At 38.1% G+C, this 24,661-nt stretch carries 17 protein-coding genes; 9 read left to right on the forward strand and 8 right to left on the reverse strand.

Going from position 1 to position 24,661, the window contains the following annotated elements:
* Positions 1-477 precede the first annotated feature (477 nt).
* The 3 genes from DUT68_RS02025 to DUT68_RS02035 all read right to left on the reverse strand — a co-directional run bounded on the left by DUT68_RS02025 (position 478) and on the right by DUT68_RS02035 (position 3,990).
* Positions 478-1,689, reverse strand: coding sequence for an exo-beta-N-acetylmuramidase NamZ family protein (locus DUT68_RS02025; protein WP_113635253.1), 1,212 nt, complete (start codon positions 1,687-1,689; stop codon positions 478-480).
* 88 nt (positions 1,690-1,777) lie between these two features.
* Positions 1,778-3,082, reverse strand: coding sequence for a M23 family metallopeptidase (locus DUT68_RS02030; protein ID WP_113635254.1), 1,305 nt, complete (start codon positions 3,080-3,082; stop codon positions 1,778-1,780).
* A gap of 2 nt (positions 3,083-3,084) precedes the next feature.
* Positions 3,085-3,990: a diacylglycerol/lipid kinase family protein gene (locus DUT68_RS02035; protein WP_113635256.1), complete on the reverse strand. Its 906-nt coding sequence runs from the start codon at positions 3,988-3,990 to the stop codon at positions 3,085-3,087.
* Between the two features lie 80 nt (positions 3,991-4,070).
* On the opposite strand from DUT68_RS02035, the gene surE reads away from it, so the two are divergent.
* The 7 genes from surE (at position 4,071) to DUT68_RS02070 (ending at position 15,172) form a co-directional block, all read left to right on the forward strand.
* Positions 4,071-4,796, forward strand: coding sequence for a 5'/3'-nucleotidase SurE (gene surE / locus DUT68_RS02040; protein WP_113635258.1), 726 nt, complete (start codon positions 4,071-4,073; stop codon positions 4,794-4,796).
* 124 nt (positions 4,797-4,920) lie between these two features.
* The gene (locus DUT68_RS02045) at positions 4,921-5,625 is read left to right on the forward strand and encodes an SDR family oxidoreductase (RefSeq protein WP_113635260.1); all 705 of its coding nucleotides are present in this window, start codon (positions 4,921-4,923) and stop codon (positions 5,623-5,625) included.
* A gap of 198 nt (positions 5,626-5,823) precedes the next feature.
* The gene (locus DUT68_RS02050; protein WP_113635261.1) at positions 5,824-7,440 is read left to right on the forward strand and encodes a CTP synthase; all 1,617 of its coding nucleotides are present in this window, start codon (positions 5,824-5,826) and stop codon (positions 7,438-7,440) included.
* 18 nt (positions 7,441-7,458) lie between these two features.
* The gene (gene yidC / locus DUT68_RS02055; protein WP_113635263.1) at positions 7,459-9,255 is read left to right on the forward strand and encodes a membrane protein insertase YidC; all 1,797 of its coding nucleotides are present in this window, start codon (positions 7,459-7,461) and stop codon (positions 9,253-9,255) included.
* Positions 9,256-9,597: 342 nt separating this feature from the next.
* Positions 9,598-12,486, forward strand: coding sequence for a S9 family peptidase (locus DUT68_RS02060; protein WP_113635264.1), 2,889 nt, complete (start codon positions 9,598-9,600; stop codon positions 12,484-12,486).
* Positions 12,487-12,616: 130 nt separating this feature from the next.
* The gene (locus tag DUT68_RS02065; RefSeq protein WP_113635266.1) at positions 12,617-13,774 is read left to right on the forward strand and encodes a M14 family zinc carboxypeptidase; all 1,158 of its coding nucleotides are present in this window, start codon (positions 12,617-12,619) and stop codon (positions 13,772-13,774) included.
* A 120-nt stretch (positions 13,775-13,894) separates the two neighbouring features.
* On the forward strand, positions 13,895-15,172 hold the full coding sequence (locus DUT68_RS02070; protein WP_113635268.1) for a nucleoside recognition domain-containing protein: 1,278 nt from the start codon (positions 13,895-13,897) through the stop codon (positions 15,170-15,172).
* Positions 15,173-15,241: 69 nt separating this feature from the next.
* Here the strand turns inward: DUT68_RS02070 and DUT68_RS02075 are convergent, their stop codons facing one another.
* The 3 genes from DUT68_RS02075 to DUT68_RS02085 all read right to left on the reverse strand — a co-directional run bounded on the left by DUT68_RS02075 (position 15,242) and on the right by DUT68_RS02085 (position 20,493).
* The gene (locus DUT68_RS02075; protein WP_113635269.1) at positions 15,242-16,696 is read right to left on the reverse strand and encodes a RagB/SusD family nutrient uptake outer membrane protein; all 1,455 of its coding nucleotides are present in this window, start codon (positions 16,694-16,696) and stop codon (positions 15,242-15,244) included.
* Between the two features lie 19 nt (positions 16,697-16,715).
* Positions 16,716-19,946, reverse strand: coding sequence for a SusC/RagA family TonB-linked outer membrane protein (locus DUT68_RS02080; protein ID WP_113635271.1), 3,231 nt, complete (start codon positions 19,944-19,946; stop codon positions 16,716-16,718).
* Between the two features lie 97 nt (positions 19,947-20,043).
* On the reverse strand, positions 20,044-20,493 hold the full coding sequence (locus tag DUT68_RS02085) for a PaaI family thioesterase (protein ID WP_113635272.1): 450 nt from the start codon (positions 20,491-20,493) through the stop codon (positions 20,044-20,046).
* Between the two features lie 28 nt (positions 20,494-20,521).
* On the opposite strand from DUT68_RS02085, the gene DUT68_RS02090 reads away from it, so the two are divergent.
* On the forward strand, positions 20,522-20,926 hold the full coding sequence (locus DUT68_RS02090) for an OsmC family protein (RefSeq protein WP_113635274.1): 405 nt from the start codon (positions 20,522-20,524) through the stop codon (positions 20,924-20,926).
* A gap of 17 nt (positions 20,927-20,943) precedes the next feature.
* On the opposite strand, the gene DUT68_RS02095 is transcribed toward DUT68_RS02090, so the two are convergent.
* Positions 20,944-22,524, reverse strand: a complete 1,581-nt coding sequence (locus DUT68_RS02095) for a Na+/H+ antiporter (protein WP_113635275.1) — start codon at positions 22,522-22,524, stop codon at positions 20,944-20,946.
* A gap of 138 nt (positions 22,525-22,662) precedes the next feature.
* On the opposite strand from DUT68_RS02095, the gene DUT68_RS02100 reads away from it, so the two are divergent.
* A complete protein-coding gene (locus tag DUT68_RS02100; RefSeq protein ID WP_113635277.1) occupies positions 22,663-23,094 on the forward strand; it encodes a DUF1801 domain-containing protein in 432 nt (143 codons plus the stop codon).
* A gap of 84 nt (positions 23,095-23,178) precedes the next feature.
* Here DUT68_RS02100 and DUT68_RS02105 read toward each other — a convergent pair whose 3' ends face one another.
* Positions 23,179-24,375: a cytochrome-c peroxidase gene (locus tag DUT68_RS02105; RefSeq protein ID WP_113635279.1), complete on the reverse strand. Its 1,197-nt coding sequence runs from the start codon at positions 24,373-24,375 to the stop codon at positions 23,179-23,181.
* Between the last annotated feature and the right edge of the window lie 286 nt (positions 24,376-24,661).

Consider the following 24,661-nt stretch of genomic DNA (forward strand, 5'->3'; position numbering starts at 1 on the left):
GGATCTATTTTCTATTATTCTGTTTCTGGCACCTGTCATTCCAATCTTACCTGTCATTCCAATCTTACCTGTCATTCCGACGCTAGGAGGAATCTATCCTGAAAAGCAATTACAGCACTTCATTTTAACGTTAGCCCCGCTGTAGCATAATTGTTTTACCTGTCATTCCGACGCTAGGAGTAATCTATATTGAAAAGCAATTACAGCATTTCATTTGAACGTTAGTCCCGCTGTCCGCTACTATCTTTTTGTTGCTACTGCCTTTCACTTTTATAATACAAAGCCTCTCGAAGCGCTATGATCAAACATCTTTCGACAAGCTCAAGATGACAGCAGTGGAGAACAAAAAGGATATTCGCTTCCATCAGGTTTATTTAACTCAAACCTTTGCAAAAAACAAACACCCTAAAGTATTGCATAAAAAAAGGCTTACGAAGTTTCAAAAACTTCGTAAGCCTTAAATTACATCAAATGCAGTTAAGGATAAAGCAAATACTTCTTCCTCATTTCTTTATATGCCTTCAACCCCGGCTCCCATCCTGCCCTTATAGTTTCAATAGGAACATCATCGATTATTTGCTGTCTGAAATCGCCTCTACCAATTTGTATTTCAATATTATTCATTTGGTTGCTAAACTTCGACTCAAAGAATTGTTCTTTTTTAGGATGTGCTTTGTAAAGTTCCTTTATCCACTCGAAGTTGATTTTTTTGCTTTTTCTTAATTTCTCTGTATCGTAATTGCGCAAATCAATACCGTAACATACTTCATCCATAAAAATTGGACTCTCTGCCATGCCTTTAATGCTTTTTGGGGTAAAGCTGAAACTGTAAATCCCTTTGTAAGCAGGGCTGCCTAACACAGTAAACGGATTATATGTTCCCCTACCATGGTTCACATAAACCCCTTCGAACATACAAACACTTGGGTAAAGCAAAATCGCCTGTTGCGTATTCAAATTTGGTGATGGCGGCACTGGCAAAGTGTAAGGCATATCATGGTTGTAATTTGCAACTTTAATGATTTTTAAATCTGCCTTAACCTTGTTAGTCAGCCAACCCTCGCCATTTGCCATTTGAGCAAACTCTGCAACCGTTAATCCATGCGACATTGGAATTGGGAACATGCCAATGCCTGATTTGTACTTCATATCTAATATTGGCCCATCAACCAAATAACCGTTTGGATTAGGTCTGTCTAAAATCAACAATGTTTTATTATTGGCTTCGCAAGCCTCCATTAAACGAGACAAGGCATTGATATTGGTGTAAAAACGAACACCTACATCCTGTAAATCATATACTAAAATATCTACATCTTTCAAATCTTCATTGCTAGGCTTATTCTTCTTTCCGTATAAAGAAATGATCGGAATTCCTGTACGTTGATCAATCTCGTCCGAAACCCTGGCACCTGCACTTGCATTGCCTCTAAAACCATGTTCAGGGCCAAATACTTTCACGATGTTTATCCCGAGCTTCTGCAAACTATCCACCAAGTGCGTTTTACCAATAATGGTTGTTTGATTAGCCATGATAGCCACTCGTTTCCCTTTAAGCAAAGGCAAGTAAAGTTCTGTTTGGTCGGCACCGGTTTTAATTTTTGATGCAGGGCTTTTATCGTTAGCGTTAATTTTGGGAGAGCAAGCGCATAAAAGAAATGCAACAGCTAGTAAAGAAAAAAATTTCATCGTAATTGGTTTTGATAGCTAAAGATAACCAAATAAATTTAACCCGGTAGGAACTTGCAAACTATCAACTACCTCAAAAAACAAGTCATTATTTTAAGCTCAACCAGCCTATCGTATTGTCGTTAGTGCTTACGAGTTGAAAATCATCGAAGTTTCCTAATACAGACACCGTTTTTCCCGCCGGCAGGCTCTGTTTAATACCTGCATTTAAGTTTGGGCTGTCATACAAATTTTGACCTGCCACAGCTATTTTACGAGTAGATAAAGGCTTTGTATCAGTCAATAATTTGGCGTTTACATAACCAATTCTGCCATCTGGCAATTCTACTTTATACTGGTTATCTGATGCGGCTAACACCCTCAATACTGTATGTTGTGTTAAGTTGATTGAACTTCCTGTTTGTTCAGTAGCGTTCAACTTCACATTATTTAAAGTTCTTAAGGTAGTATTCAATTTAGTGATATCGCTACTAATTTTCGGCGTAGGCGCCACTAGCGGATCAATAAACGGAAGTGGATCAATTGCTCCACCACTAGTATAAAGTCCAAAATGCAAATGTGGTGGCGTTGTTTTAGCATTTCCAGTATTGCCCATCAAACCCAAAGTATCTCCTAATGCCACATCACTTCCTTCAACTGCAATTTGTTCGTCCAAATGTGCATAGTAAAGTGTGTAGTCTTTACCTTTTGGTCTAAACCAAACCACCCTACCGCCTAAGTTATTCTCATTTACTCTAGTAACCGTTCCATCAGCCACAGCCAAAACAGGGGTTCTAAAACTCGAAAATATATCAACGCCCTCATGTTTGCGTGTACCATTATCCCGTCCAACGCCATAAAAACTTTGGATCTGCTTTCTGCTGGCATTCTTCAACGGAAAAGCTAAGGATGGCCCAACGCTAATTTCTAAGGTGTAAGACCCAGAAACCAACAGTTCTGGCTGTAAACGCAGTAAATAGGTTCCGCTTCGCTTGGCTTCCAGTTTTAAACTTGCTCCGGTACTATCTGCAAAAGCTAGCTTTTTAAATTCACCGTTTTCCTTTTGTTCCCAAATATCCATGTAAATTACAAAGCCATTAACGGATTGAACGCTTAGATTTGCCGAAAGCATTTGGCCGCGTTCCAATTTTAGGTTAAATGCGGCGCCTTCTATTTTCTCTGCGGAAAAGTAACCCATTTCTTTGTAAGGCAATTTGATCTGCTTACCGTCATCGAACAAAGATTTTGATTTGGCAATCCAGCGCTGACCCATCGCATTTTTATCTAATCCTGCGTTAATCAATTTGTTTTCATATTGCTCATGCGGCGATGATGGTTTAATCAAGCTAAAAGGTCCACTTTTACAAGCACTTAAACAAACTACTAACACCAATAAATAAATGCTGATCCTCATAGCTAGTTAGTTAATACAACATCAAATAAATTGGGCAATACTGAAATATCCCAGGTATGAAATTTAGCGTCCTTCAGCTCGTCATCCACATGCAAATCTTTACAAGTTACCGATAACTTTAACTGAGTGACAGGAACTGATTTTATCGGAAAAACAGGCTTCTTCGCAGCAATGATTTCTTCAAAATATTTGATAAGTTGCGGGCGTTGATTCTCTTTAACCATAATAAGTTCCAACTTACCATCACCAGGATTAGCATTTTTGGCCAATTCTAATTTAGGACCTAATCGAGAGATGTTAAGCAGTTCAAGCATGAGGAACTTGCCTGAAATTTCTTTGCCATCACTAACTAATGTAGCTTCAAATGTTTCATAATGCTTACTTAAATGCAAGAGCGCATTATGTGCTTGACGTACTTCATCTTCCGGATCTTCAGCGGGAGTTCGAGCTTGTTCATCCATCCATTTTACTAACGCCGGAAATAATCCAAATCCGAAAGATTCGATAAAATATTCCTCTTCTTTTTTAGTTTTCGCTAATCCAACATCTAGTTTTTGAAGTTTTTCTTTCCTCCAAGCATCAACATTTAACTTTAAATTTTCTTCTATTTTTAAAGAACTAGCGATATTATTTGCCGTACCTAATGGCAAAATCGCAATTGGGCGCTTGTACTTCATCTTCTTATCCAACAAGGCAATTATCGACTTTCTTACGGTACCATCTCCGCCAGCTACGACAATCAATCTGCTATCCACTGCAACTTTTTTGAGGATCTTTTTTTTCGACGAGCCATAATATACTTTGTAGCCTGCAGCTTTTAGCAACTCCGTAAGATGTTCTGCTTCATGTTCTTCTGCACCAGCAGTTGGATTATGTACAAGTTCAATTTTAGTCGGTTCAATTTTCATAGCGAAATATCTATTTTCATTTCTTGTCAACAATAACAGGCTTCTAATAGTTTTTAAGATATCACCAAAAAATATGGCGCATGAATATTTTAATCACTAATGACGATGGCATTTACAGTCCAGGGATAGCCGCTTTAGCACAAACCGCATCTAAATTTGGCACCGTAAGAATTGTTGCACCGGATGTGGAGCAATCATCCATGGGACATGCAATTACGCATTCTAGGCCACTTACTTATAAAAAATCACCCATTACTTTTGAGGGAATGGAAGCGTTTAGAGTGAACGGTACCCCTGCCGACTGTGTAGCTTTGGGCTTGCACCTTTACCCTGACACCCAAGTGGTGCTGTCGGGCATTAACATGGGACCAAATTTAGGCAATTCCATGTGGCACTCTGGTACTTTGGCAGCGGCAAAACAAGCGGTGCTATTGGGAGTTAAAGGAATAGCGTTAAGCACTCCAGTAGGAAAAACAGAACCAAATTTTGATCTCTTAGCACCCTTTGTTGAGCAAAGCCTACAGTTGCTATTCAAAACTGACGAACCTGCATTATACAACGTCAACTTTCCTCAACAGCCTATCTCCATCAAATGGACAAGGCAATCGGTTAGTTTATATGATGGAACAGTGATCCCAAGCGAAGACCCGATGGGTAGAAGAAATTTCTGGATTTCGGTGAAGTCATTAGATCCAGCAGAAGAAAACAGCGATAGATGGGCAATAGAAAATAATTTTGTTTCTATCACCCCACTAAGACTTGATCTTACTGACGAGAAAAGATTGAAAAATGAAGTTGAAGGGTAATGAAATGTGATTAACTGATCTAATTGCTAATTGTTAATTGTTAATTCCTCAATTTTATTATTTGACACCTAGAAAACACTGGATTGACACACAATCAGCAATTTTGACTTTACTTAATTAAAAAATGATGAATATAGAAAATAAAGTTGCCTACATTACCGGAGGCACAAAAGGTATCGGTTTTGGAATTGCAAAATCACTTTTAGCAGCGGGTTTAAAAGTTGCTATTTCGGGAAGGAATTTAGCCGATGTAGAAAAGGCAAAAGCCGAATTAGGCAGTGAAAACGTGTTAGCACTAGCTTCTGATGTACGCCACTTTACTGATGAAGAAAACGCTGTTAAAGAAATCGTTGCAAAATTTGGTAAATTAGATATTGTAATTGCCAACGCAGGCTTAGGAAAATTTGCGCCTATAGATCAGTTGAGCTTAGAAGATTGGAACGCGATGATTGACACCAACTTAACTGGAGTTTTTCATACGCTAAAAGCGAGTGTCGAGCAATTAAAAGCAAATAAAGGTTATTACTTTTCTATTGCGAGCTTAGCTGGAACTAACTTTTTTGCCAATGGTGCCGGTTATAATGCCTCAAAGTTTGGCGTTGTAGGATTTACCCAAGCAGCGATGTTAGATTTAAGAGCGTATGACGTGAAAACCACTACCATTATGCCGGGTTCGGTTACTTCGCACTTTAATGAACATCAACCTAATGATGCCGATGGTTGGAAAATACAGCCTGAAGATTTAGGGCAGATGATTGTTGACTTGCTTAAGTTAAACTCAAACGTATTACCTTCTAAAATTGAAGTTAGACCAACTAGAACTAAATAATTCATGGCGGTTGGCTTAAGCCAACCGCCATGAATTATTTATAAACAGACCTTGCATTTATATTATCATTTGTAGGTCAATGTATTGCCACTGATAAAAATATATTATCAACAGCCCTCTAACAACGGCAATATTTTCTTACCTTTGTATCCCGTACAAAAAGCAACAAAATGTATTTGTTGCACCAAAAATTCATTCATGACTAAGTATATTTTTGTTACGGGCGGTGTTACTTCCTCTTTAGGTAAGGGCATCATCTCCGCATCTTTAGCTAAACTTTTACAAGCCAGAGGTTACCGTGTAACCATTCAAAAGTTCGACCCTTATATCAACATTGACCCAGGAACTTTGAACCCTTATGAGCACGGCGAGTGTTTTGTTACTGAAGACGGTGCAGAAACAGATTTAGACTTAGGACATTACGAACGCTTTTTGAATGTACCTACCTCTCAAGCAAACAATATTACTACAGGTCGTATTTACCAAAATGTAATCAGCAAAGAGCGACAAGGTGAATTTTTAGGAAAAACAGTACAAGTAGTTCCACATATTACCGATGAGATTAAACGCAACATGCGTATTTTAGGAGAAAGTGGCGAGTACGACATCGTGATTACTGAAATTGGTGGTACAGTTGGTGATATCGAATCTTTACCATTTGTAGAGGCAGTGCGTCAATTTAAGTGGGAAGAAGGTAACAATAACGCCATTGTAATTCACTTAACTTTAGTACCGTTTTTAGCTGCCGCTGGCGAGTTGAAAACCAAACCTACACAACACTCTGTTAAAGCGTTATTAGAGTACGGCATCCAGCCAGATATTTTAGTCTGCAGAACAGAACACCATATCAGTCAGGACATTAGAAGAAAAATTGCATTATTTTGTAACGTAAACATCAATGCAGTAATCGAATCAATGGATGCATCAACAATTTATGATGTACCGTTATTGATGTACAAAGAGCAGTTAGACAAAACCGTTTTAAGCAAATTGAAGCTTCCTACAAAGGCAGAGCCTGACATGGAAAGCTGGAAAGATTTCTTAGGTCGTCTGAAAAATCCTACTTCCGAAGTTAGGTTAGGATTAGTAGGTAAATACGTTGAGCTTCCTGATGCTTATAAATCTATCACGGAGGCATTTATACATGCTGGCGCCAAAAATGAATGCAAAGTAAGAGTGGAATATATTCCTTCTGAAAGCATTTATCCAGATAATGTGAAAGAAAAATTGGGCCACTTAGATGGTGTTTTAGTTGCACCTGGTTTTGGTAGTCGTGGTATTGAGGGAAAAATTGATGCCATTAAATATGTTAGAGAAAACAACGTACCTTTCTTTGGCATTTGTTTAGGCATGCAATGTTGCGTAATTGAGTTTGGTAGAAATGTTTTAGGATTGAAAGATGCTAACACTACCGAAATCGACGAAAATGCGCCTCATCCAGTAATTAACATGATGGAAGAGCAAAAAAGCATTACTACCAAAGGTGGTACAATGCGTTTGGGCGCTTATCCATGCGATCTTAAAAAAGGCACAAAAGCTTTTGCTGCTTATGGAAAACAGCATATTTCTGAGCGCCACCGCCATCGTTATGAGTTCAATAACAAATACTTAGCACAATATGAGGAAGCTGGAATGATTGCTTCTGGAATTAATCCAGAGAGTAAATTGGTGGAAATTGTTGAGCTTAAAAACCATCCATTTTTCGTTGGTGGACAATTTCACCCAGAATTAAAATCAACAGTTGCTAATCCTCACCCACTTTTTATTAAATTTGTCGCCGCTGCAATGGAGCATGCGAAAAAGAAAACGATTTAAAACGCAGTATAACAACTAATGGATAGAAATACTTTCACGGGTCTGTTCCTGATCATGATCATATTGGCAGGCGGCGTGTTCTTTATGAGGCCTTCCGAAGCTGAGGTAAAAAGAGAACAACAAGTTCAAGACTCGATTAAAAATGCAGGTAAAAAGAAACCTGCTGCTACTCAACAAAATGTAGTAGCTAATGTACCTAAAGCGGTGGATTCAGCTGCTTTAAAAGGCCCATTTGGTGCTAACATGACTGGCACAGAACAAACTACCGTAATTGAAAATGAAAATTTAAGAATTACATTAAGCAACCTTGGTGGTAAAATTCAATCGGTAGAAATTAAAAACCAAAAAACTTACGGCAAAAAGCCATTGATTTTATTCGACGGCAGTGAAAACAAGTTCGGGTTTAACTTTAATATTAACGGAAAGCCGTTCAATACCAACAATTTATATTTCACTGCTACAAAAACCGCTAATGGTGCTACCATGCGTGCCAACTACAGTGAAAATCAGTACATTGATTTTACCTACAACATTCCAGCAAATGGGTACAATGTAGATTTCAATGTAAATGTGAACGGTTTAAATCAGGTAGTTCAGGGTAACACCATTTCCTTAAATTGGGAAGCCACGCTACTGCAGCAAGAAAAAGACGCTAAAAAAGAACAGGAACATTCTGGACCTTATTTCAAGTATGAAAAAGAAAATCCTGATCACTTGAACTTACATAAAGACGAGAAAAAAGAACTGACTGAAGGAAAAATCGAATGGTTTTCTTTCAAGCAACACTTCTTTTCTGCAGTTTTAATCCCTACAACACCGTTCGAAAAAGGTGATTTAGAAATCAAAACATTAGCTGAACCTGGAAAAATCAAATGGTACAATGCCAATATGCAATTGGCATTTAATCAACAGCCTACACAAAACTATGGCTTCAAATTTTATTTTGGCACCAACAAGTTTAGCGTTTTAAAAGAGCAAGGTCACGAAATTGAAAAACAGGTAGATTTAGGTTACTGGCCGCTAAAATACATCAATAGGTTTGTGGTACTTCCGGTATTTAACCTGTTAGAAGGCTTTAACTGGGGCTACGGATTAATCATTTTGGTATTGACTATCCTACTTAAACTTGCTATGTCGCCGTTAACTTACAAATCGTATGTTTCTATGGCTAAAATGAGGGTGTTAAAACCTGAAATGGATGAAATCAAAGCTAAAGTTGGTGAAGATAACCCTACCCTTTTACAACAAGAATATTTGAAGTTATATAAACAAGTTGGCGTAAATCCGCTTGGTGGTTGTTTGCCAATGTTACTTCAATTACCATTTGTAATGGCTTTCTTCTTCTTCTTCCCTAACCTTTTTGAATTAAGAGGAGAAAGTTTTCTTTGGATGAAAGATTTATCTACTTATGATGATTTCATTAAGTTTGGTTTTACTGTTCCTTTTATTGGTGATCACTTGAGTTTAATGTGTATTTTGATGACTGTTTCGACGTTAATTTACACTTACTTTAATAACCAAATTTCAGGTGCTACAGGTCAAATGAAATACATTGGCTACATTATGCCAATCATTTTCTTAGGGGTGTTAAACAGCTATCCATCAGGCTTAAACTACTATTATTTCCTAGCTAACATGTTAACTTTCTTGCAACAGTTCATCATCAGAAAAATGGTTGATGATACCAAGATACACGCCATTTTACAGGAAAATAAAGCAAAACCTAAGGTTGAGAAAAAGAAATCAGGATTTCAAGCTCGTTTAGAAGATTACATGCGCCAACAACAACAGCAAGCTAATCAGAAGAAAAAATAGCAACAACAAAACAAAACAATAATTAGAAGCACCAGAAATGGTGCTTTTTTTTTGTTATAGATGCGCTAATTTTTTAAAAGAATTCCGCATTGCGTTGTAGGCAGCATCTTGTACGATACTTTATTACTATCGATAATTATCCAATTCTTCTCATAAAAGATGATTGATCGGAAATTGAAATTAAATGCTTGCAAGTTCTATATTCCACTATACCTATCCATTCACGTGTAGCATTCACAAAAGCAGATTGTAAAATTTCCCTTAATATTTGCTTTAAGCTAGTTTTATCAGCATTTTTAGGAACAATTTAAACCAAAAACTTAAATATTTATAAAAGATAACATGCAAAAGAAACTGATCTTGTTTTTTGTGCTACTTAACAGTGCCGTTTTTGCTCAAAAAAAACCGCTGGACCACAGTGTTTACGATGCTTGGGAATCTGTAGGTAGCAAACAACTCTCTAACAATGGCCTTTGGGCTAACTTCATTATCAATGTGCAAGAAGGCGACGGTAATCTTTATTTTCAAGAAACGGCACCTACAAATCGTAAATTAAAAATAGCCAGAGGATCCAACGCTACTTTTAGCCCCGATTCAAAGTTTGCTGCATTAGCAATAAAGCCATTGTTTAAGGATGTTAGAATGGCAAAGATCAAGAAGAAAAAGCCGGATGAAATGACAAAAGACACTTTGGCTATAGTGAATTTAACCTCACTTGCTATAACTAAAGTGCCCCGAATCAAATCATTTGCATTTCCCAACAAAGGTATTTCAATTATAGCCTATCAATTTGAAAAACCGCTAGATACTTCTAAAAAAGCTAGGTCTACATCTGCTATGCCTGAAAAAAATGATAACGACTTTTTTGCTGATGAACCCGCAACTGGGAATGCTGCAAGCAAAGAAGGCACTGATTTAGTGGTTAAAAACTTGATTACTGGTATTGAAAAAACTTATAAGTATGTTAGTGAATATGCTTTTAGCGAGGATGGAAAACTGTTAGCCTTTGCTTGTACAGGATCAAAAAAAGATGCTACTGCTAAACCTGGTGTCTTTTTACTAAACACTGAAAAGTGGACTTTAAAGACTTTGGTGAAAGAAAAAGGAAATTTCAAAGGTTTTGTTTTTGATGAAGAAGGTGACCATTTGGCCTTCTTGGGTGAAACAGACCCTGAAAAAAAAGAAATCAAAGACTATAACATTTATTATAACTCCCTCACTTTAGATACCGCTCAAGTTTTGGTAGACAATGAAATTGCCGGTATGCCTAACAAATTTGTAGTAAGTGCAGATGGCAGATTGAATTTTAGCAAAGATGGCACGAAATTGTTCTTCGGCATTGCACCAGTAAAGCTGCCTAAAGATACTACGTTAGTTGATTTTGAAAATGCTAAGCTTGATATTTGGGGCTACAAAGACGACTATCTGCAAACAGTGCAGCTGAAAAATGCAGATCGTGAGTTACGCAGAAGCTACTTGACTGCCATTGATGTTTTTAGCTCTGATCCGAAAATTGTACCATTAACTGATGCAAAGTTACCTGATGCAACGATGTTAAATGAAGGTGATGCGCCATTTGTTTTAGCGTCTACAGATTTTGGTAACCGTATTGCTAGTCAGTGGACAGGTGCTACCAAAAGAGATTATTATTTGGTAGATGTGAAAAACGGCAGCCGCAAAAAAATCATCGAAGGTTTAAATGGTAATGTGATGGCTTCCCCTAGCGGTCAATATATCCTGTATTTCAACAGAGAAAACAGCAATTGGTACACTTATCAGGTTGCTACAGGAAAAGTTACTTGGCTAAACAATGGCATGTCGGTTAAATTTGCAGATGAAGAAAATGATGTTCCTGACTATGCTGGTAGCTACGGAATGGCGGGATGGACAGAGGACGACAAATCGGTGTTGATTTATGACCGTTACGATGTATGGGCATTTTCTCCCGATGGCAAATCGGCACCAAAAAACGTGACTATAGGTTTTGGCCGTTCGAACAACTTTACTTTACGCGTTGAGCGGGTGAGTATTGGCGAAGAGCGCCTTGGAGCTAGAGTTGGCCGCGTAAATAACGAAAATAAGTACTTTAAGAAAAACGAGGTTTTGTTATTAGATGCCTTTAATAATACTACAAAAGAAAACGGCTTTTTCCGCAAAGCGATTAACGATAACAAATTGCCTGAGCAGATTGTAATGGAAAAAGCGAAGTTTTCATCTGTTGTAAAAGCTGATGGCGCAGAGATGTACATTTATGATAAAGGAAGTTACATCAACTCTCCTGATGTTTACTTAACTAAGGATTTTAAAACTAGCACTAAAATTAGCAACACCAACCCACAACAAGCTAATTACAACTGGGGTACTAGCGAATTGGTAAAATGGACTACGCCTAAAGGATACAAATCAGAAGGAATTTTATACAAGCCGGAGAATTTTGATCCTAATAAAAAATACCCGATGATTGTTTATTTCTACGAAAAATTATCTGAAGGTTTATACAGCTATCAGGCACCGGCTCCTACGCCGTCACGCTTAAATATTCCTTATTTTGTAAGCAATGGCTATTTGGTTTTCACACCAGACATCAGCTACGAAACTGGACATCCGGGAAAATCTGCTGAAGAATTTATCAATTCAGGTGTAGAATATTTAAAGAAAAATGCTTGGGTTGATGGCACTAAAATTGGTATTCAAGGTCAAAGTTGGGGTGGCTACCAAGTGGCTCACCTAATTACTGCAACTAACATGTATGCAGCTGCCTGGGCTGGCGCACCTGTGGTAAACATGACTTCCGCTTACGGTGGTATCCGTTGGGAAAGTGGTATGAACCGCCAATTCCAGTACGAAAAAACACAAAGCAGAATTGGAGCTACTTTATGGGAGAAACCTGAATTATATATCGAAAATTCGCCGTTATTCAATTTACCGAAGGTTAACACGCCTGTGGTAATCATGTCAAACGATGCTGATGGTGCAGTGCCATGGTATCAAGGTATTGAAATGTTTACCGGCTTAAGGCGTTTAGGCAAGCCAGTGTGGTTACTGAATTATAATAACGAAGCACACAACTTGGTACAACGTCAAAACAGAAAAGATATTCAAATTCGTGAGCAGCAGTTTTTTGACTACTATTTGAAAGGTGCAAAAGCTCCAGTTTGGATGGTTGGCGGCATTCCGGCAACTGAAAAAGGGAAAACCTGGGGATTTGAACTAACGGATGAGAAACCTTAGTCATTTCAGTTAGCAGATTTTAGCTGACAGTTATCATATTAAATCGTCATTGCAAAACGGGAAGCAATCTCTCCAAAAAGAAAGATAATTCTCTACCCGCAATGACGATTTTTATTTAATTTCGATCTCAATGAATGTCAAATCAATCCTAGACCATTATTTCAACTTTGAAGAAAAAACCCTAACTAATCGTTTTTTCAAACATAAACATATCCTTCCTTTAATTACTCGATTACCTACAACGTTTAAAGTAGAGCAACTTGGAATTTCTGTGAAAGGAAAAAGTATCAATGCCGTTAAATGGGGAAAAGGAGAAACCAAGGTGATGCTTTGGAGCCAAATGCATGGCGACGAAGCTACGGGAACAATGGCTTTATTTGACTTGTTTAACTTTTTGCAGCTAGAAAACGAGACGGTGAAGTTGCTAAGCGACAACTGCGAATTGCTCATCATCCCGATGGTAAATCCAGATGGTGCAGAAGTATTTACAAGAAGGAACGCTCAACAAATTGACATCAATAGGGATTTTTTGCAAACCGTAACACCCGAAGCAAAAATCCTACGACAAGCTAGGGATGAGTTTAAACCGCATTTTGGGTTCAACCTGCATGATCAAACTACTTTATGGAGTGTTGATGGAATATTGAAGCCTGCCACGCTCTCATTTTTAGCGCCAGCTTTTGATAAGGCAGTTTCGGTTAACAATGTGCGCCAAAATGCAATGCTGGTAATTGCTGATATCTACAAAGATTTAAAAGAGCTACTACCCCAGCACATTGGATTATTTGATGATGAATATGAACCACGGGCTTTTGGCGATAACTTTCAAAACGCTGGCACTTCTACTATTTTAATTGAAGCTGGAGGTTATCCACATGATCCCGAGAAACAACAAATACGCCAGTATTACTTCGCTTCTATCCTATCTGGTTTAATTTCAATTGCTGAAAAAAACTACGCATTACAGGATATAGCGCATTATTTGTCCATTCCAAAAAATACAAAGCAAATATTTCATATCCTCATTCATCATGTAATTTTAAATGGAATTGATGTTAGCATAGGAATCAATTACGATGAATGTCCAAATTCAGATGGATACGGCACTTATAAAACTTATAGCATTCAGGATATTGGAGATTTAAGCTTTTGCGATGCTTACACTGTTTACAACGCAAAAAACTGCATTTTAAACGGCGAAATTGTTTACAATAAAATAGCTCACTTTAGTTTGCTTAATGATGAAAAACCATTAGTAGCTTTTGAGAACGGAAATTTAATTGTATAAAAACGGATGCTTAATTTTTTAGAATGGTTTAAAAGTGAAATTTATACGGAAAAAATCATCATTCTTTATGATAAAATACCGCAAAAACACTAAATTCAACGCACAAACAAATACAAGCAAATGGCATTAAGTAGAATTTGGTCTGCATTTATTATTGTAGCAATCGTTGTAGCTTCAATTAAATGTTTCTTTTTTGGTCAAACAGAAATATTTAGTTGGATGGTAATTGGTAAAGCCGATGATCCGACCAATTTAACTAAAGTTGATGGCGTAATACAAACCTGCTGGAATGCGGTAGAGATGTGTCTTAAGTTAATTGGTATATTGGCATTTTTTATGGGCTTAATGAGCATCGCCGAAAAAGCGGGAGGTATTCGCTTATTATCTAAAATTGTGGGCCCGTTTTTCTCCCGCCTTTTTCCGGAAATACCTAAAGGTCATCCAGCTACAGGCCACATGGTAATGAATTTTTCTGCGAACTTGCTTGGACTTGATAATGCCGCTACTCCTTTTGGTTTAAAGGCTATGGAGAGTTTGCAGGAGCTCAATCCTAATAAATCGGTTGCAAGCAATTCGCAAATTATGTTTCTGTGCTTGCATGCTGCTGGCTTAAGTTTAATTCCGGTAAGTGTAATTGCGCTTAGGGCTTCCTCAAATGCTAGCGATCCTACTGATATTTTTATTCCGTGTTTAATAGTAACTTTTGTGGGTACTTTAACCGCTATGCTAATCGTTTCGCTAAAACAAAAAATTAATTTGTTGCAGCCAGTAATTTTAGGTTGGATATTAAGCATAAGTACGGTAATTGCCTTATTGGTATGGTACATTACCTCACTTAATCCAAAGGATATCGCATCGTTTTCGGGTACATTAAGCAGTGGGGTGATTTTGTTTATTGTGCTAGCCATTTTATTAGGCGGTGTCTATAAAAAAATTGATGTGTTTGATGCATTTGTTGATGGTGCCAAAGGCGGATTTGAAACAGCTGTTAAAATTATTCCATATTTGGTAGGCATGTTGGTTGCTATTAGCATGTTACGCACCAGCGGAACTTTCGATGTGGTAATTTTAGGGATTAAAAACTTCTTCGCTTTTTTAGGTGCCGATACTCGTTTTGTTGAAGCATTGCCAACAGCGTTAATTAGACCGTTAAGTGGTGGTGGTGCCAGAGGCATGATGGTAGATACTATGACCGCCTACGGGCCAGATTCTTTTGCAAGCAAGCTCTCAGGAGTATTTCAAGGTGCTGCTGATACTACTTTTTATGTGATTGCAGTCTATTTTGGTTCCGTGTCAGTAAAAAATACAAGATACGCTGTAGGTACCATGTTGTTGGCAGATTTAGCCGGAGTTTGTACCGCTATTGGATTAGCCTATTTATTTTTCGGTAACAGCTAGCAGAAATTTAACTCGTAAAAAAACCGCATCAAATCAACATTGATGCGGTTTTTTTTATAGTAGGATTGTTTAATATCCCGGATTTTGCTGCGCCCTAATTGGCGGGTTAGCGTTTAGTTCAGCCAAGCTAATTGGCAGTATCGTTTTAAAGAATGTCCTGTCTATGGTTTTAGCTCTATGAGGAACTGTTAAACCTCCAAATTCATCATTAAAAGTAATTGACCTGTTTGTTCTCATCATATCAAAGAAACGTTGGCCCTCACCGTACAGCTCTTTACTGCGTTCATCTAAAATCATATCCAGGTTGATGGTAGCAATCGTAGCTGGTGCCAAGTTAGGCGCACGTTTTCTAATTTGATTTAAGTACAACACCGCCTTCGCAGGATCGGAGCTTAACGCAGCCTCGGCAGCAATCAAATAAACTTCCGACAAACGAATTACTTTGATATTCACTGCAGTATTAGTTGCTTTTCCATCGCCCAATAAAGCTGTATTGCCGCTATACTTATACAGCGCTCCCAAACGAGTTGTAGATGTTTCGTCAGCTGCCATTACACCCCATCTTACATCAGCAGGATCTTGTCTTAGCCTGTTTAAAAAATAATCGCTCGCTACAAAGAAACCTAAAGCCTGTGTTACCCCATGGTTTCTTCTTCTATGATAAATCCCCAATGAACCTGTAGTTAAATCGTTTTCCAATGGAACCATTCCCAATTCAAATATTGATTCGGAACCGAATTGTGTAGTCCAGGAGTTTGTCCAATTGGCGTTGCTATATAAGCTGTATAACGAAGTGGCGTTAATTACCTCTTCTGCAGCTGTTAATGCATTACCGTACGACTGCATGTACAAATACACTTTCGCTAGGATAGCTTTATTAGCATAGTAGTTGATATAGCCGTTTAACTTTGTTTTTGGCAACAATGGTGCAGCATCATTTAAGTCTTTAATGATTTGTACATAGTTTTGGTCTACTGTTGATCTCAGTGGCTGAGCATCTGTAGATAATTTGTTCAAAACCAATGGTACACCGTAGGCATTTTTATCCTGATCGTAAACCTTACCATACAATCGCACCAAATCAAAATACATTAATGCCCTTGCAGTAAGTGCCTGCCCTTTTGCTGTGTTAAAACCTGTAACACCTAAAGCTTCTTGCTTTTGGATATTTTCCAACAAATTATTCACCTGCAATAAACAGTAGTAAATTTGCGACCAAAAACCAGAGTAGCTCCCGTTATCAGCAGCATGGTTAAAGGTATATAAACCGTCTAGGCCTCTTCCTTGAGAGTAAACCGTAAAATCTCCGCCTTTCGCATCGCCATATATCAAGAAATTCCTTCCGTAATAGTCTGCGGAGGTCATTGCTCTCATAATTCCATTAATTGCCACCGATGCATCTTTTGGGGTTTTGATTGCCTCATCCGCATCCGCTGAATTGGTGGGCTTCATGTCCAGAAAATCCTTACATGAGAATAAACTTATGGTAAGTAATCCAACCAATATGATATTAAATCTTTTCATCACAATATCTTCGTTAATATTAAAAACTAAACTCTAAACCAAATGTGTAAGTTTTTCCAAGAGGTGTTTCCCAACCTCTAGTACTATATTGGTTTACCTCAGGATCTGCTTCTTTATACTTAGAGAATATCAACAGATTAGTTCCATTAAAGTAAATTCGAGCATTTGAAGCACCAACTTTCGATACGATTTTGGTTGGTAAGCGATAAGCCAATAAAACATTCTTCAATCTTAAGAAAGAGGCACTATGCAATTGTCGGGTGCTGTACTGCATTGGATCCGTTAAATCCGTACCTCTTAACAAAGGCAAAGAGCCCGAAGTATTCTGAGGAGTCCACATATTATCGTAAGTACTTTTCGCTCTAATTCTTTCCCAATAATAACCATCGTCAGCTACATCCTTGTAAGCGCCATCGTAAATATCGCCACCTAATTTGTAGTTAAAAACTAAGCCAAAGCTGATTCCTTTGTATTCTACATTGGTATTAAATCCTCCATAAACATCAGGAATACCATCGCCTATAATTTTTCTGTTTGCGTTGTTAAAATTGTAAGTAATTCCCCTGCCGTTAAATATCTCGTCGCCTGCCGTTGGATTGTTAGGGTTGTTTACATACCACATATTTCTTCCATCATTTGGATTAACTCCGGCCCACTCGTAACCCCAAAAACTTAATGTTGAGGCACCTTCTCTGTAAATAAATTGCGCCCTAGCATCTCCTCCAGTTGGGTCATTCCAAATCACATCATTACCCATTGCTGAGCCTTCTAATCCATATAACTTGGTAACCTTTGAAGATAAAAACGTTGCATTTATCCCAAAAGTCCAATTAAAATCTTTTTTGGCCAATAAAGAAGCGTTCAGATCAACCTCAATTCCTTTATTATTAATGCTACCCACATTTTTTAATACAGAACTTACTCCTGTTACAGTGGAAATTGGAACATTTTGCAAGAGGTCTTCCGTATTTCTATTAAAATATTCCACAGTACCGGTAATGCGCTTAAACAATCCGAACTCCACGGCTACATTTGTCGCTAAATTTTTCTCCCATTTCAAATTCTTGTCAGGAATACTACCCAACGCTGAGCCAGCTTGACTTAAATATTTGGAACCATAAGATACCAATGCCCTCCACCCATAATTTGACGTTGGAAAAGTTCCGTTTGTACCGTACGAAGCTCTAAGTCGTAGGTTGTCAACGAAGCTAATATCTTTGATAAAATCCTCCTTACTTAACGCCCAAGACCCGCCAACAGACCAAAAATTACTCCATCTGGCCTCTGGATGTAGCCTTGATGATCCGTCTCTGCGGTAGGAACCCGATAGGTAATACTTCTCTTTAAAATTATATTCCAAACGAGTTAAACCAGATACTAGCGAGTTGCCCCACTCATAAGAACTGGCGCTTTGTACGCCCGCTGTTACTACGGTGGGCAAGCTACTTGCTGGCAAATCTGTACCGGTGGCACGCTGAAAATCAGTAACATTTTTTTCAGTTTCAAAGCCGGCTAAAAATCCAAGCCTATGATCTCCGAAAGTTTTATTGTAGTTTAATGTAGTTGTTGAAACCAATTTATTGTCATTGGTAGTTATATCATTTACCGAACCGTTAGTAGCAGAGCCATTGTAGTGTACTGCGCTGTAATAAATGTGATCCGTAATTTGTGAGTTGTCATAAGAAAAAATTGATTTCACATTTAACTCTGGCAATATGTTAAACTGTACATAAGGACTAGCAAAAATTCTTTTAGTTACTGATTTGTTATCCCATTCATTATCATAAAACACATTGTTTTGCGCTAAACTACCATATCTTGCCGTAAACGGCTGACCAGTTTTATAGTCTGTAGGCCAATACAACGGCCATAAAAGATTTCTAGTTTGCATGAAATAGTTCGAACCTGTATTTCTGCTATCATTAAAACCAGTTTGTTCAGAACGGGCAAACGTGGTATTTACACCAAATTCAAAAATCTTTCCAATTTTTTGAGACAAATTTACACGACCAGTGATGCGGTCGAAATTATTGATCTTGATCCTGCTTTGATCTTTAGTATAGGAAAGTGATGTGTAATATTTACTGTCTTCAGTTCCTCCGCTTACAGCCAAGTCGTTAGTTTGAAACTGCGCTGTTCTGAATAGTGCTTTTTCCCAATCGTAGTATTGGCCATCACGGTTTTCTACGCCGTCTGTTTTACCTTTAATGGTCACGTTTTCGTTCATTCCAGTACCTTGGGTAGAGAACTCGTAACCATGCATACCAAAACCATAAGCTGTTGTTGGCGTACCATAAGAAGCTCCTGGAGTCCAGTTTCTGGAGTTCAAGCGCATTAAAGTTTGCTCATTGGCTTGTTGTGGTGTTCTGCCTGCGGCGATACGAGAATCATAAAGGATGCTATACAACATGTTAATTTGCTCCTGAGGGCTAGCAGTTTCATAATTATCAGTAGCCCACGATGGTGTTAAACCTAATGACGTCCTGAATTCTACTTTCGGTTTGCCTGATTTTCCCTTTTTGGTGGTAATGATAACCACACCATTGGCAGCTCTTGATCCATACAATGAAGAAGCAGAAGCATCTTTCAATATCGTAATACTTTCAATATCAGAAGGATTGATAGTATTCATGATATTATTGGTAGCGGTGGTATAATCGCTCATTTGCCCAGCATTTCCTTGGTTAACAGGCACGCCGTCTATTACGTAAAGTGGATCAAGAGAAGCATTCATCGATCCAATACCTCGAATTCTAATAGCTGGAGTAGCACCTGCCTGTCCAGAGCTTTGAGTAACCTGTACGCCGGGAGCAATGCCTGCCAGCGAATTTTGAAATGAAGTGTTTGGCCTCTCTTTAATATCGTCGGCTTTTATTACCGCTGCCGATCCGGTGAAACTGCTTCGTTTGGTAGTTCCGTAGGCTACCACCATTACTTCATCAAGCTGTTGGTTAGCCGCCTTGAGTGAAACATTGATAGTACTCTGTGTGCCTACTGTTAGCTCTTTGGTTTCAAAACCAATATAGCTAAACACTAAAACCGCATTATTTGATTGTACGTTAATCGTAAATGTACCGTCGTTACCGGTTGCCACAGTGTTACCACTTTGGCCCTTGACTGACACACTTACTCCCGGGATGCCTTGTTTGTCTGCTTCATCGGTTACCTTTCCTCTTACCACCCGTTGGGCATAAGTGAAAAAAGTAAACGTTAGCAACAAACACAAGCTCAATGTAATTTTCTTACTCATAGTTTGTGATTGTTAATTAGTGATTAGTTGATTGTCAACTCAATATAAGCACAATTATGCAAAATACCTCACAAACTTGACATTTTTATTACATTTCCTATATTGCTCCTACGTTTACCATATTGGAAGTTCCCTTTGCAACAACTCTGTTTTTAGCCTTCAAATACACTTCACATTGTACATTGATGATTGTTTTGCCTTGTTTAACAATGCATGTTTTTGCGGTAATTAAATCTCCCTCTTTAGCTGGGGCAAAGTAATCAATATTGTTGTTAACGGTTATGTAGTGATGGTTTAAACCCAAGGTAAAAATGGTAGCTCCAATTAAGTCGTCGATGATACCGGCCGTAACGCCACCATGTAGCACACCAAAAGGGTTAGTCATTTCTTTTCTTACGGTGTAACTACAATGCAAGCTGCCAATTTCTGCAGCGATAACGGTTGGCTTTAACCAGTTCATAAAATTTGATGGTGAAGTTGTAACTTCCTTTCCTATTAACGATTGGAAAACTTTTAACCGCTCGTTTATGCTTTTTTGTGGTTCCATTTCTTAAATTTATGCAAAAAACAAAGGAATGAGCAAAAAACAAATTACTGCCGTAGTAGAGTTAGACCAATCAAGATTTAAGACAAAGATATTTGCCGATGGCCATTTCATTTATGCTGATGAGCCTAAAGAATTGGGCGGCACCGACGAAGGCATGTCGCCGGGAGCGTTATTATTAGCAAGTTTAGGTAGCTGCACCGCAATTACTGTTAGAATGTACGCTGATAGGAAGCAGATTCCCTTGGAAGGCATTACCATCAATCTAAAAATTTGCGCAGAAGATGAAATGAATAAAGGCACTGTAATAGAGCGCAAGATAGAACTAAAGGGAAACCTAGATGATGAACAGTATAAAAGATTAATGTTTATCGCTGATAAATGTCCTATCCATAAAATATTAACTAACCCCATTGAAATTATAAGCGTATCTTAATACAGATGCGCTTATAACTAAATTGCCCTCAACCGCTCTTCTTCCAAATCAATTTGGTACAACTGCTGCCTAATGATTTCTTCATTAATTTTTGGGTCGTTATTTAACGCTACCAAATAGTTACGCTGACTTTCCAACATCTCCAAGAATATAAGCTTAGTTTTATCGTTCATCCAACTATCATCTTGAATTTTAGATCGTTCCTCCCATTGATGAATAAATTTCTCCATTACCTCCTGCCCTTTCCACTCTGTTTCATACCTGCTGTTCAAAAATTCGTAGACATGTTGTTTCAAGCCTCTTTTCATTGCTTTTCTTGCTTCTTCTTCCTCTGCTTCGTTAAAAATACCTTCAAACAAGCGACTTCTTCTTATAAAATATGGTAAAGTAAGGCCTTGCAATAATAAGGTAAGTAGTATCGCTACAAACGTGATGAATAAAATCAAATCTCTTTGAGGGAACATCGCTCCATTCAGTTTCACAGGAATTGCAAGTGCAGCAGCTAAGGATACAACACCCCTCATGCCTGTCCATCCTAACAATGCCGGCATCAAATAGCGTCTTCTTTTATTGTTAATGTGTGGCACTGATTTACGCCTAAACAACATCGTTGCAAATAATGCGGCATAACTACTAATCATTCTGGTAATGATCAGTACCGTAGTAACCAACACACCGTAACCAATTGCTTCATCAAGAGGAATGCCTGATGATTTTATACCTGCTACAATTTCAGGTAATTCCAATCCGATGATCAAAAAAACCACACCATTTAAAATAAAAACGAAACTTTCCCAAACACTATACGCCTTAATACGACCTGAACTCGACAAAAAGGTAAGTCGTTTAGAAGACATGTACACGCTTCCCGCTACTACAGCTAAAACACCTGAGCTATGCATCGTTTCGGCAAGCAAATAAAACAGATAGGGTTCAATCAGTGTTAAGGCGATATCCGACGAAGTATCTGTAGGTAATTTCCGATGTGCTTGTACAAACAACCATCCTAATAGCAAACCTATACCAGCACCTCCGAACACTGTCCACAAAAAGCTCGTCGCTGCTTCCTGCCAAATGAACTGTCCTGTACCAACCGCCACTAAAGCAAACCTAAATATAATCAAGGAAGAAGCATCATTTAATAAACTCTCCCCTTCCAAAATTGCCTGTGTTGCTTTGGGAATCTTAACAAACTTAGTTATGGCAGCTGTACTTACCGCATCGGGCGGGGAAACTATACCGCCTAATAAAAAACCTAGGGCAATGGTAAACCCGGGAATAAAATGGTTGGCGGCAACAGCAACGGCAAGCGCTGTGAAAAACACCACCAAAAATGCAAAACTAGTAATCATTCGATACCACTTTCTCATTTCTTTAAGTGAAACTGACCAAGAGGCTTCGCACAGCAATGGAGGTAAAAATATGAAGAAAATTAAATCGGGATCTATTTTCAGCACGGGTAAACCGGGAATAAAACTAATTAGCAAACCGGCTACAACCAACAAAATAGGATAAGCTATTTTTAGTTTAGTGGCAAAAATATTCAGCAACACAATTACGGCTACCATAGCCAGCAAAAAGGGTAAAATGGAATGCATAATGTGAAATAGATGTTATGGTTTTTGATCAACCTAATTTAAAAAACTTTAATTAATCTTACACGTGCTTTAAAAATTTCCGTTAATAACAAATGAGATATTTTCGTAAATTGGTTATTTACAATTAACTAAAAATCAATGGCTACTGTTAAAACCAAACAAACCACAGCAAGTGTAGGAGATTTTATTAATTCGTTTGCTGACACTGACCAAAAACGTAAAGACGCCTTTGAGTTGGTAGATATCATCAGTAATTTTACTGGTTACGAAGCTAAAATGTGGGGACCCAGCATCATTGGCTTCGGGGTATATCATTACAAATCTGATAAAAGTAAGCAAGAAGCCGACTGGCCTTTAGTGGCATTTTCACCACGAAAAGCCGCCATATCACTTTACACCTACTCCAATACGGAAAAAAATCAAGGTTTACTAGAAAAACTTGGAAAGTTTAAAAAAGGCAAAGGATGCATCTACGTTAAAAAATTATCAGATATAAATGTTGACATACTCAAAGAAATGATTGCAGAGACCATCAATTTCGTTGAGACAAAGTACGGCAAAGTTAGCTGAACTACTAAATAAAAGAGGCTGCCTTAGTTGGTTAGCACCAGCTTTCAGACAGCCTCTTACGCAGTTATATCTATTTATTTTCTTTTACAAAAACGGACTAGCCCACTTTTTATTGGTATAAACATCATTACCATCTAGCGTTCTAATAAATGCAATAACTGCATTCACTTCATTCGCTGTTAGGTTCAGTTTCTGCCCCATTCCGTTCGGTCTTAACTTAGGATCTAAATTGTTATTTCCAGGTGCAATATTAATTGTTCCATAGTGACCGATAACATTTTGTAAAGTAGCAAGATTTCCGGTATGCATGAAAGGGCCGTTTTCATTTCCATTAGCTCTTCCTACGTTACGTAATGTCGGCGATTTAGTATTTGTTAAATCGATTCCAGTTGTTCCAATCACACCAATAATGCCATTGTTCAACGAATTTGGATCAATATCAAACTCAGGTGGGCGGTGGCAACCTGCACAACCTAAACCGCCAGCAGTGCGAGTACCAGTGGCATCAAATACCGGTGGAGTTAAAAACAGGTTTTTACCGGTATTTTCTTGTGCAGTAAAATTAGCAAAATTAGCTTGGTCGTTAGGTGCTGTTGCTCTGCCAGCATCATATTTGGAATCGAAAGATTGAATACTTCTTACAAACTGCGCCAATGCATTTTGGATACGTACCTGAGTAACCGTAGCATCTCCGTAAACAAATTTGAAAAACTCTTGGTAGTACTTTATATTTTGAAGTTTAGTAATGAGGGCAGAAAAGTTTTCATCGCCGTTGGTGCCACTAAAGCCCATTTCTTTATGGTCTTGTATAGGCATAACCGTTTGGGCTTCCAAGTTGGCCGCTCGTTCATCCCAAAAGAATTTACCTTCTAAGGAGAACCTGGCGTTAACTAAACGCATAGAATGTCTACCTGTAGTTCCGTTTACGCCAACACTTGCTATGGCATTATCTCCAAAAGCAAAATCCTGCTTATGGCAACTTGCGCAAGAAATCGTATTATTTTTTGATAGGTTTTTATCGTAAAACAGTACCCTTCCTAACGTGGCGCCTTTATCAGTAATTGGATTAGAGTTAGTGTTGTCTCTGGTGATATAGGCAGGAATGGTTTGCTTCGAATAATTTTCCAGCGCATTGAGGTTAATATTATCGCCAAACGCAGCTTTAATATTTGGGTAATCAGCGGAAACATCTGTGGTACTTTCTTCACTGCTTTTTTTACATGCGGAAATCGCAGCAAAAATCGACGTAGAGAGCGCAATGCAATAAACGATTTTTTTCATAAGGTTTTAATTGGTTTGGTTAATTGCCTTTAGGACTAAACTTTACAAGCAAGGTTTAATCAATATTAACAAATTTGTTGCAAATGAAAAATGGCGAAGTTCGGATTAGATGCAATAGTTTTAAGAAGGTACTGGGATAGCCATAAACAGAAACGGAGAACTGCCTCTTTCGATTTAGTTCTCCGTTTTAAACTTACCTCACCCGTAGATGCTGTAAGCCATCAGCCGAATTTTACTTGACCTTTTCAATTTTACAATTCTTACACTGCAAATTTGTCAATTTGAT

This window comes from Pedobacter zeaxanthinifaciens (genome assembly GCF_003313335.1).
Taxonomy (GTDB): domain Bacteria; phylum Bacteroidota; class Bacteroidia; order Sphingobacteriales; family Sphingobacteriaceae; genus Pedobacter; species Pedobacter zeaxanthinifaciens.

What these genes read in the sequence shown, in the direction of transcription:
- DUT68_RS02025 (WP_113635253.1), bottom strand. Translation starts at nt 1,689, where the DNA reads ATGAAATTTTTTTCTTTACTAGCTGTTGCATTTCTTTTATGCGCTTGC.
- DUT68_RS02030 (WP_113635254.1), bottom strand. Translation starts at nt 3,082, where the DNA reads ATGAGGATCAGCATTTATTTATTGGTGTTAGTAGTTTGTTTAAGTGCT.
- DUT68_RS02035 (WP_113635256.1), bottom strand. Translation starts at nt 3,990, where the DNA reads ATGAAAATTGAACCGACTAAAATTGAACTTGTACATAATCCAACTGCT.
- surE (WP_113635258.1), top strand. Translation starts at nt 4,071, where the DNA reads ATGAATATTTTAATCACTAATGACGATGGCATTTACAGTCCAGGGATA.
- DUT68_RS02045 (WP_113635260.1), top strand. Translation starts at nt 4,921, where the DNA reads ATGATGAATATAGAAAATAAAGTTGCCTACATTACCGGAGGCACAAAA.
- DUT68_RS02050 (WP_113635261.1), top strand. Translation starts at nt 5,824, where the DNA reads ATGACTAAGTATATTTTTGTTACGGGCGGTGTTACTTCCTCTTTAGGT.
- yidC (WP_113635263.1), top strand. Translation starts at nt 7,459, where the DNA reads ATGGATAGAAATACTTTCACGGGTCTGTTCCTGATCATGATCATATTG.
- DUT68_RS02060 (WP_113635264.1), top strand. Translation starts at nt 9,598, where the DNA reads ATGCAAAAGAAACTGATCTTGTTTTTTGTGCTACTTAACAGTGCCGTT.
- DUT68_RS02065 (WP_113635266.1), top strand. Translation starts at nt 12,617, where the DNA reads ATGAATGTCAAATCAATCCTAGACCATTATTTCAACTTTGAAGAAAAA.
- DUT68_RS02070 (WP_113635268.1), top strand. Translation starts at nt 13,895, where the DNA reads ATGGCATTAAGTAGAATTTGGTCTGCATTTATTATTGTAGCAATCGTT.
- DUT68_RS02075 (WP_113635269.1), bottom strand. Translation starts at nt 16,696, where the DNA reads ATGAAAAGATTTAATATCATATTGGTTGGATTACTTACCATAAGTTTA.
- DUT68_RS02080 (WP_113635271.1), bottom strand. Translation starts at nt 19,946, where the DNA reads ATGAGTAAGAAAATTACATTGAGCTTGTGTTTGTTGCTAACGTTTACT.
- DUT68_RS02085 (WP_113635272.1), bottom strand. Translation starts at nt 20,493, where the DNA reads ATGGAACCACAAAAAAGCATAAACGAGCGGTTAAAAGTTTTCCAATCG.
- DUT68_RS02090 (WP_113635274.1), top strand. Translation starts at nt 20,522, where the DNA reads ATGAGCAAAAAACAAATTACTGCCGTAGTAGAGTTAGACCAATCAAGA.
- DUT68_RS02095 (WP_113635275.1), bottom strand. Translation starts at nt 22,524, where the DNA reads ATGCATTCCATTTTACCCTTTTTGCTGGCTATGGTAGCCGTAATTGTG.
- DUT68_RS02100 (WP_113635277.1), top strand. Translation starts at nt 22,663, where the DNA reads ATGGCTACTGTTAAAACCAAACAAACCACAGCAAGTGTAGGAGATTTT.
- DUT68_RS02105 (WP_113635279.1), bottom strand. Translation starts at nt 24,375, where the DNA reads ATGAAAAAAATCGTTTATTGCATTGCGCTCTCTACGTCGATTTTTGCT.